Source organism: Massilimicrobiota sp. An80 (genome assembly GCF_002159255.1).
Classification (GTDB): domain Bacteria; phylum Bacillota_I; class Bacilli_A; order Erysipelotrichales; family Coprobacillaceae; genus Allocoprobacillus; species Allocoprobacillus merdigallinarum.
Genome location: NZ_NFHI01000002.1, coordinates 123,182 through 129,445 on the forward strand (window position 1 = coordinate 123,182; position 6,264 = coordinate 129,445).

Genomic DNA, 6,264 nt, shown 5'->3' on the forward strand with positions numbered 1-6,264 from the left:
CTCCTAATGACTCATGACAAGCTGATAACTTTTCTTCCTGTTGTAATGACGCATTAATGAAAGATAGTCTTTCATGCTGTAGCTGCAAAGCAAATCTAAGACAACTTCATCCTGGCAGTCATCTAGTTGCAGTAAATATTGATAGGCCAAATGATATTCATCTTCCAATAGACATATTTTAGCACAATCCAGTGTATCTACATGATATTGATGTTCAAGAATAGAAATGACTTGAGAAAAAGACATATTCTCAAAAGGAATCAGATATCGGATCACACAATATTCTTGTAATGTTATTGTTTTTTTAGCTATTTTTTTAAAAATATCTTCCTTCAACAACAAATAATCCTGATGTGAAAACAAACTATTCATCATCATTAAATCATTTTCCATATCCTGATAATTCTGCGCCTGATATAAATGTCTTAAGGCAGCTATAAAAAGCTGTTGATAAAGTCTTTTATTATGTAATAAATGACTCAATTCTTTTTCATGTAAGCAACTGGCAAATAACTCCAATACAGATGAATCTTTCATAATTTCTAATACATAATTTTTCTTTTGAACAAAAGTGATCATTTCTTGTTTTTGATAAGTTTTTTTCATATATGTCATCTCCTTGTATTATCATTATACCCATTTTATGATTTTGAAGATGACTTTATACCTATTTTAACACCTAAAAAACGGAGTTAAAACACTTTTTTTATTTTTTTATATATAGAAAAAGATTTTGCTTTATACAAAATCTTGTCCAAATGACTGATAAATACCCTGGCCATAATAAGAAGATGGCTCATAAAGTATAGGATAGATTTTCCAGTTATCCTCAAGAATACATTGAAACCATTGTCCCTGATATGTAAAACAATATACACAATAGAGCATACCTTCTTGATATTCCATGGCTTCTTGGTAGCGTGATAAATGAAACTTGTTTTTAACAAGATCTAAAATCACTGATGGACTCAATATATGATCTGTCATCCCTAAGACTTTGAATAACACTTGACAATGTTGTTTGGATATCTGATGTTTTCTTAATAAAGAATAACCCTCTTCATATGACATCTTGGATAAAGATAAAATGTTTTTTTGAATGGTCTGCCACTGTTTATAATCTTTCAATAATTCATATAATAACTGACAGTCAGGATAAGATAAATAAATCACTGTTTTTATCCATAATGTGCCTTCATTTTTAAACACAGGCATATCACTTTGATAAATCCAATATCCACCCAGCTCCTGTTTTTTATGTTTATTCCCAGCCAAAATATAATCCTCAATATTCAATGAGAAATCTTTATATTCTTGTCCTGCACCATTTAAAGCATAACTGACTTTATGATTTTGTTCATCAATCATCTCTTTCCATAGAGGAGGTAGACTGTTTTCATCAAGAATATAAGGATGTTCCACCGTTCCATTTCCATCACGTATTGTATATTTCAGTTCATTAAGGATTTGATTATTTGGATTGACAGATCTTCTTTTTATAAACAAAACAATGGCTAAAACAAGTAAAAACATCATCATGATAGAATCAAAGATAATACAAACAAGCTGTGGATTCGTCATTATTCCTATGATTAATGAAAGACATACACTTAAAGCCATCAAAACATTCAACACACAATAGAAAATATGTTCTTTAAAATAAAGAAATACTCCAAAATAAATGATCCACAATAATAAATGAATACCATTCATATATGAAAATTGATATTCAACGTTAGCCATAAATGCACATATAAGAGCTCCTACGTACTCTAAAAAATACCATTTTCTATTCATATATACTCATCCTCTCTTACATTATAACAAAGATTTTGATGACATAAAAACAAAAGTTGATATTAAAATAATTTTTTATGATTTATTTATAATAAAAATATTTTTAATAATCACTTTCTTAATTTCCTTATAAAAAAGACAATGAATATTACTCATAATACTCATTGTTGCTTTCTATTGAAATATCTTTATCAAATATTGATTTTATTATACGATTATTTTTCAAATGGTTGATAAGTACCCTTTCCATAATAAAGAGATGGTTCATAAAGAGTTGGTTTCACTTTCCATACGCCTTCTCTCATCTGTAAAAACCAGTTATCATAATAATAAATACAATAAGCACAATAAATCATTCCATCCTGATGTTCCATTGCTTCCTGATAATCTTCTTTTTGAAAACTGAATTTGATAAATGATTTGATGATATCTTTATCAAATATATTATCTTTTTGAGCAATAACTTTTAATAAACTCTTGGCCACATCTTGTGGAATCTGATTGTCTATTAAAAATTGATAACTCTCTTTATAGGATAAGTTTAACACATGTGATATATTTTCTTGAATCATTTGCCACAGATGATCATCACAAAGCATCTGATATATATTTTTGACATCATCATGCGAAAGATAAACGACACCTTTCATCCAAAGGGTTCCATTTTCCTTTAAAGCAGGCATATCACTTTCATATTTCCAAAAACCACCATAATCTTGTTGGAGATGTTTTTTTCCTACCAATACCTTATCTTTAAAACCAAATGTTGGATCTTCGTATTCTTGACTTCCACCATTGAGTGCATACATTACTTTATGATATTGATGTTCTATTTCATCATTGATGGTAAGCGTCTGATCAATATCTAATCTATATGGATAAGATATTGTCCCATCTCCAGGCAAGTTTTTGTGCTGAATATCTTGAGATAATTCCATATTTTGATTTTGACGACTCCATCTCTTTTTGAAAAGCATGATGATAAAATACAGAATAAAAGATAGGGATAAAATACTATCAAAAATAATAGGAACTGTAGAAGGATTATTGATGATTCCCTGAATCAAAGAATAATCAATACCTATTCCTGTTAATAAGCCTGATATGGGATAAAGGATACTTTCTTTAAAAAAGAATAAACAAATGAAAAAGAAGATAAAAAGAAACGGCTGTATAGTATTCATATAAGTGAAATGATACTCACTATTTAAATTCATTATACAAAAAATTCCACCAATGCCTATAGCCAAGTTTCTCATCTTGATATTCATACATATCACCTCTACTTTCATTATATCAAAAAAGCTGAGTTTCCTCAGCTTATTCGTCTAGTAATTGTTTTAATTCCGCAATTTTTTGATTATATTCTTCAATATGACGATACATATCCATGACTTCTTCATCAACAACACCTGATGTTTGAATTTGTTGATAATAATATTTTCCTAAGTCACGAAAAACATCATCACGATCAGATTCTAAATTTTTCATTTTAAGCTTTATCTTGGCAGTACCAGCTAATTCCTGTGTTTTATCAATAGCTCCTTCTGTCAATTTCGCTGCTTTTTTTGTGAGATCATCAAATAAAGGCATTTGTTCATCCTCCTATCCTGTATATTTTTTGATATATTGTACACCAATACCTCCAACTCCCATATGGGCACCGACAACAGCTGGAAGTTCTCTTAACTCTAATTCAACATTTCCAATTTTTTCTAAAACCATCTGTTTCACTTCTAAAGCTGAACTTTCACATAAGACATGTTCAATTGTGACTTTATATTCCTTAGCATTGACACCTAATTCGACCATGCGATTCACAAGTGTAGCTTTGGCTTTAGATAAGGTTCTGACTTTTCCAAGTACATCTATTTTACCACCCAAGTCATAATTTAATTCCATCACTGGAACAATTTTCAACATGCTGGCAAGTAATGCCACTGCTGGCGTAATACGACCACCTTTCTTTAAATGTTCTAAGTTAGGGGCCATAATAATCGTTCCAGATTGTTCAATCATGTTTTCAAGAATGTCCTGAATTTCACCAACACTCTTACCTTCTTGAATCAATTTGGCAGCAGTGAATACTAAATATTTTTGATTGCCTGCAGTTCCTTTTGTATCAATTAAAGTGATTGGAATACCCACCATTTCTCCAGCAACTTTCATCCCATTTAAAGTTGATGATAATCCTGTCGCAATGGGTAATCCAATAACTTCATCATAGCCAGCATCTTTGATTCTTTGTAAAATATTCACCAGTTCCCCTGTTGCAGGTTGAGAAGTCATGACCATGATATCCTCTTTTTCCATAGTTTCAAAAACTTCCAAACTGGTAATGTCTTTTTGATCTAAATACGTATGATTTTTCATCGTAATACATAAAGGCACAATAAATATACCTTGATCTTCATATTGATTTAATTCTATTTGACAGCCACTATCAGCTAATACTGCAATCTTAGCCATCTCAATCCCTCGCTTCCAAAAGTTAATTTTTCTCTCATTATTATAACACTTTTGACAATAAAATGAAATCATATATAATAAAGAAAGAAAGGTGTGACATCATGATTTCTATTGAAGATTATACAAGCCATACATTAGTTATTAAAAAATCTGAATTTGTTTGTCATTTGATTCCCTGTAGTCAAATTGAACAGGCTAACGATATGATTACAAAATATAGCGATCCACAAGCTACACATAACTGTGTTGCCTATATTATTGGTCCTCATGAAAGAGCATATGATGATGGTGAACCATCTGGAACGGCGGGTATGCCTATGTTAAATGTTTTGAAAATGCAAGGTTTAACAAATATGATAGCAATTGTGACCAGATATTTTGGTGGCATTAAACTTGGCGCTGGGGGATTAACACGAGCATATAGCCAAAGTGTAGCTGAAGCCCTTAAAGTCGCTCATATCGTTGAAAAAGAACTGGTTGATTTATATAATATAACAGTTGATTATACATATACACGTAAACTTGAGCATTTATTAAAAGTTCATCACATCAAGTGTATAGATATTCAATATCAGGAACAAGTTTCTTATCAATGTTATTTACGTAATCTTGATTTTCTGGATATGATTCAAGATTTCACAAACAATCAGTTTCAAGCTAAAAAAATAGGCAGTGACTATATCCCAAAAGATGTTTGACACTTATATGCAAAGTTGTTATAATTTGAATATGATAAAAACAATAAGACTTGTCTGTACGCTCAACAGTCATGTCTTTTTTATTACAAGGAGGACGTATGGGGTTTTTAGAAATATTGATCATTGGTGTAGGATTATCCATGGATGCTTTTGCGGTGAGCATCTGTAAAGGCTTATCAACACGCATGCTTAAACTCAAACACGCTTTGATTTGTGGTGGTTATTTTGGCTTTTTTCAAGGCTTTATGCCCTTTTTAGGATATGTATTAGGTATTCAGTTTAAAGATAAAATTGAAAGTATTGATCATTGGATTGCTTTTATCTTATTAGCTTTAATTGGAATCAATATGATTAAAGAAGCTTTTGAAGATGAAGAAACATGTAATACAGAATTTTCACCTAAAGTCATGATTCCTTTAGCGATTGCTACTTCCATTGATGCTTTAGCTATTGGTGTTACTTTTGCCTTTTTAAATGTCAATATTTTATCAGCTGTTTCTATCATTGCCTGTACAACTTTTGTGATTTCAATGATAGGTGTGAAAATTGGACATGTCTGTGGTATGAAATATAAATCTAAAGCTGAAATTGCTGGTGGTATTATTTTAATAGGTGTGGGTATTAAGATTTTATTAGAACACCTTCATATTTTTGGTTAATCATTCAAATTTTATTCATATTGAGGTAAGATAATAGATAAGAGGTGAAAAATTATGAATGATGTCGCAAAATTATATCAAGTCTATATCAATAGAGAAATTCAAGTCGCTAAAAATGAAATATTAAACACAACAAGAATCAATCAAAAGATTTTATCTTTTTTACATGATTTATCTGAAGTTGCACTTGAATCAAGATGTTATTTATTTTGGGAAAAAGAAGAACCGGTCAATCATCAACAGTTATTAGAAAACTATCTTGAAGGTTTAACGATGTTAATGTCTATTGGTTATGAATTACGTATTGATAGTATTAAAAATCATACAGAAATTCCTGAAAATCAAGATCTTTATTCTTTATTTTTCAAGATTTATCAATCTATTTTAAATGTTCAAAAACAATACTCTAGTGAAGACTATCAAAATACTATTGATGATTATTTTACATTAGGTTTTAAATTAGGTATTGATATTGATGAAATCATTGACAATTATCAAAATGATTAATCCTCATTCTATGAGGATTTCAGGCTGTTGACAAAGTGGTAGAATTTTTTATTAAATCTACCACTTCTTTTTATTTTTTATGCAAATTGATAAATTTGTACTATTTTCCTTATATGTCTTTCTTTTTTGTTCGG

8 protein-coding genes are annotated in these 6,264 nt (G+C 30.0%); 3 read left to right on the forward strand and 5 right to left on the reverse strand.

The features are described 5' to 3' along the window. Positions 1 to 3 precede the first annotated feature (3 nt). The 5 genes from B5G32_RS01400 to B5G32_RS01420 all read right to left on the reverse strand — a co-directional run bounded on the left by B5G32_RS01400 (position 4) and on the right by B5G32_RS01420 (position 4,266). Positions 4 to 606: a hypothetical protein gene (locus tag B5G32_RS01400; RefSeq protein ID WP_087935598.1), complete on the reverse strand. Its 603-nt coding sequence runs from the start codon at positions 604 to 606 to the stop codon at positions 4 to 6. A gap of 132 nt (positions 607 to 738) precedes the next feature. Further along, positions 739 to 1,797, reverse strand: a complete 1,059-nt coding sequence (locus B5G32_RS01405; RefSeq protein WP_087935599.1) for a hypothetical protein — start codon at positions 1,795 to 1,797, stop codon at positions 739 to 741. A gap of 215 nt (positions 1,798 to 2,012) precedes the next feature. Beyond that, complete coding sequence (locus B5G32_RS01410) at positions 2,013 to 3,068, reverse strand: hypothetical protein (protein ID WP_087935600.1); 1,056 nt, start codon at positions 3,066 to 3,068, stop codon at positions 2,013 to 2,015. A 49-nt stretch (positions 3,069 to 3,117) separates the two neighbouring features. After that, positions 3,118 to 3,390, reverse strand: coding sequence for a hypothetical protein (locus tag B5G32_RS01415; RefSeq protein ID WP_087935601.1), 273 nt, complete (start codon positions 3,388 to 3,390; stop codon positions 3,118 to 3,120). A 12-nt stretch (positions 3,391 to 3,402) separates the two neighbouring features. Further along, positions 3,403 to 4,266, reverse strand: a complete 864-nt coding sequence (locus B5G32_RS01420) for a DegV family protein (protein ID WP_087935602.1) — start codon at positions 4,264 to 4,266, stop codon at positions 3,403 to 3,405. 101 nt (positions 4,267 to 4,367) lie between these two features. Between B5G32_RS01420 and B5G32_RS01425 the strand changes: the two genes are divergently transcribed. From B5G32_RS01425 to B5G32_RS01435, 3 genes are all read left to right on the forward strand, one after another. Next, positions 4,368 to 4,964, forward strand: coding sequence for a YigZ family protein (locus B5G32_RS01425; RefSeq protein ID WP_087244342.1), 597 nt, complete (start codon positions 4,368 to 4,370; stop codon positions 4,962 to 4,964). A gap of 98 nt (positions 4,965 to 5,062) precedes the next feature. After that, positions 5,063 to 5,623: a manganese efflux pump MntP gene (locus B5G32_RS01430; protein ID WP_087935603.1), complete on the forward strand. Its 561-nt coding sequence runs from the start codon at positions 5,063 to 5,065 to the stop codon at positions 5,621 to 5,623. 54 nt (positions 5,624 to 5,677) lie between these two features. Then, entirely contained in the window at positions 5,678 to 6,130 is a 453-nt protein-coding gene (locus B5G32_RS01435) for a dUTP diphosphatase (RefSeq protein ID WP_087244340.1), read from the forward strand. Positions 6,131 to 6,264: the final 134 nt, after the last annotated feature.

Coding starts and splice junctions, on each gene's coding strand:
- B5G32_RS01400 (WP_087935598.1), bottom strand. CDS start 606: ATGAAAAAAACTTATCAAAAACAAGAAATGATCACTTTTGTTCAAAAG.
- B5G32_RS01405 (WP_087935599.1), bottom strand. CDS start 1,797: ATGAATAGAAAATGGTATTTTTTAGAGTACGTAGGAGCTCTTATATGT.
- B5G32_RS01410 (WP_087935600.1), bottom strand. CDS start 3,068: ATGAATATCAAGATGAGAAACTTGGCTATAGGCATTGGTGGAATTTTT.
- B5G32_RS01415 (WP_087935601.1), bottom strand. CDS start 3,390: ATGCCTTTATTTGATGATCTCACAAAAAAAGCAGCGAAATTGACAGAA.
- B5G32_RS01420 (WP_087935602.1), bottom strand. CDS start 4,266: ATGGCTAAGATTGCAGTATTAGCTGATAGTGGCTGTCAAATAGAATTA.
- B5G32_RS01425 (WP_087244342.1), top strand. CDS start 4,368: ATGATTTCTATTGAAGATTATACAAGCCATACATTAGTTATTAAAAAA.
- B5G32_RS01430 (WP_087935603.1), top strand. CDS start 5,063: ATGGGGTTTTTAGAAATATTGATCATTGGTGTAGGATTATCCATGGAT.
- B5G32_RS01435 (WP_087244340.1), top strand. CDS start 5,678: ATGAATGATGTCGCAAAATTATATCAAGTCTATATCAATAGAGAAATT.